Origin of the sequence: Nostoc sp. CHAB 5715, assembly GCF_020829685.1 — a bacterium.
Classification (GTDB): domain Bacteria; phylum Cyanobacteriota; class Cyanobacteriia; order Cyanobacteriales; family Nostocaceae; genus Nostoc.
Map to the genome: position 1 here is coordinate 1 of NZ_JAIVFR010001073.1, position 2377 is coordinate 2377.

Genomic DNA, 2377 nt, shown 5'->3' on the forward strand with positions numbered 1-2377 from the left:
CCTCAGTTCTCATAGAAAACATTTGGGAAATACTGTGGCAACAACACAAAATAGCGAATAGAAAAGTGGATTTAATTACACGTTATCTTTGAATACCACAAGATTTTTGATATTTTCTCCTCCTTGATGGCTAATCAAAAATTTAGGTATTTTTACGATGTGATAGTAGCAATACAAAGAAGAAGTAAAACTTGGCTTTATTAAACCTTATCAGAAAAATAAATCCTGATTAGTAAATTAAATACAATTTGCAGAATTTACTTGCTTGATAATTGTACTAATACCAATTATTAGTGAAGCAGCACGAAATCAAGCTTGGTCAGACTTGGGGCTTGAGCAAATTGTTCGGGAGCAATCTCATAGGGTCAGTGTGGGTAGTCCGCTACTTTTTCTTTCTGACAGTACAGGACAAATAATTAAAAATGGTGCAAATTAAGAGTAGTGTAAATATCAGAAATTATGGACGCTGCTAAACGCCTTGCTACTCTCAATCGCATCCGCAAACTCAGCCGTCTGATGGATACATCTATACGCATCCCTCTAACAGGTTTTCGCATTGGAATAGACCCAATATTGGTTTGGTTCCAGGTGCTGGTGATTTAATCAGTACAGCGTTTTCAGCTTACATCATATTTTTAGCTACCCGTTTTGGCATCCCACGTCAAGATTTAGCCAAAATGATTTTTAATATTGGTTTAGAAACAGTCGTTGGTACTGTGCCTTTAGTGGGTGATTTATTTGATGCTTTCTATAAGTCTAATATTCGCAATTTGGCAATTTTGGAGCAACATTTGACAGTAGTTGAACCAAAACTCAAAGAAGTGTCTGATGAACTTTACTCTGGTAAGTTCAGCCAAGTTTAAGTTGGTCGTCTTAGCATCACTAATCTTGTCACTGCCTTTTGCCTCCTTCAATTTTTGGGCATATTTAGTCATCAAAAGATGACTTTTGTTATTAACAAGTAACTCCGTTTACTTGCCCCTAAATTTATTTATGGTTACTGAGCGTCTTGCCTTGAGCGAAGTCGAAAAGAGCCGAAGTATGGGGATTAAAAATTATTGAATACTTCGACAAACTCAGTACAAGTTTTGAATACTTCGGCTACGCCCTTACTTCGACGCAGCGAGCGTACAAGTCGGCTCCCTTCGACTACGCTCAGGACAAGCCGCTCAGGACAAGCTCAGTACAAGTTTTGAATTTTGAATTCGGAGCGAAGCGACGTGACTGTGCCTTTGCGATTATTTTCCTAAATTCCGCTTCATTTGTTCTAACTCATCCTGAGTTTCCCAGTTACGGAACTTTTCTTCTAAGTCATCAAACCCACCAGAATAACTGCTAGTTGTATTCGACCAGCCGCTGGTTTCAAAACGCTGCTGGGTTTGCGCTTTAGCACGGGCTGTCTGTGCAACGGCAGCTTTAGCTTGCACTTCCTGTCGCCGTTGCTGAATTTTTCGCAGTAGTTCCTGAGATTGGTTAATGCGTTCTTTCAGCCCTTGCATGTGTCCCCAGCGCTGATTTCCTTCGCGCAACAGGGCTGCTTCTCGTTCACCTGCCGCAGTTGCCAAATCCTCTCTGCCAGCGTTTTTGGCTTTTTGAACACGGATATGCCAACGCTGAATTTCTTGAGCGGTGGACAGAATTTCTTCTTGCGATCGCTTCTCTTGTACTTGTAAATCTGCGATCAGCTTTAATGTGCCTTCCTCTTGCTCACGCAGCTGTTCTAGCAGCGCCTCTAACTCCAAATGTGGATTGTTACGCAAGAATTCTTCTAAACGGTTTTCTAGAAACCGACTCAAATCATCAAATAATCCCACTGCTAGAACTCCAGAGATCAGGTGCGTGACTATTTTATTGTAGTAGTCAGGTGGACTTCTGAGTGTAGTTAGATTTCAAAATTGGGAAGAATGTATTTGGTGAAACTACGTAAAACGCTAACCTACAAGATAAGGCTTTAATCAGTATGAGTTCTGATTTTCAACCGCCATCTAAACTAGCTTCTGTCGGAGGAGTAGTTACCGATCTAATAGCGATCTACTGTGCAATGTTCTTACCGTGGATCTACGGAAATTCGGAAGAATTGTACCCACATAAGTCTATTCATCCTTCCATTTAACAACGCCACTCTATGGCAAAAGTCTCTGAACGGACACTGAAACATCTGCAAACGCTAATGGTGTAACTGTTCCTTGCTTAATAGTATATTCTTCAACATACTTACCATTTTGAGGGTTTCTGAACACAATCATTTGTTTAGCAGATAAACTTAAAACCCAATATTCTTGAATCTCGTCCGTCGCATAAATCGCAGCCTTGATCTCCAAGTCCGTGTTTAAGCTTGTGTTGGCAACTTCTACAATCCAGTAGATATCTTTAGGAG

At 40.5% G+C, this 2377-nt stretch carries 2 protein-coding genes and 1 pseudogene; 1 reads left to right on the forward strand and 2 read right to left on the reverse strand.

Translation table 11 applies throughout. From position 1 onward, the window contains the following. Nucleotides 1–459: 459 nt before the first annotated feature. Nucleotides 460–863, forward strand: a pseudogene (locus LC574_RS36040) (DUF4112 domain-containing protein). A 375-nt stretch (nt 864–1238) separates the two neighbouring features. Here LC574_RS36040 and LC574_RS36045 read toward each other — a convergent pair. After that, nucleotides 1239–1814: a TIGR04376 family protein gene (locus tag LC574_RS36045; protein ID WP_229458415.1), complete on the reverse strand. Its 576-nt coding sequence runs from the start codon at nt 1812–1814 to the stop codon at nt 1239–1241. 309 nt (nt 1815–2123) lie between these two features. Continuing rightward, nucleotides 2124–2377, reverse strand: a 254-nt coding sequence (locus LC574_RS36050) for a Uma2 family endonuclease (RefSeq protein ID WP_229458417.1), incomplete at its 5' end; no start/stop codon positions are given.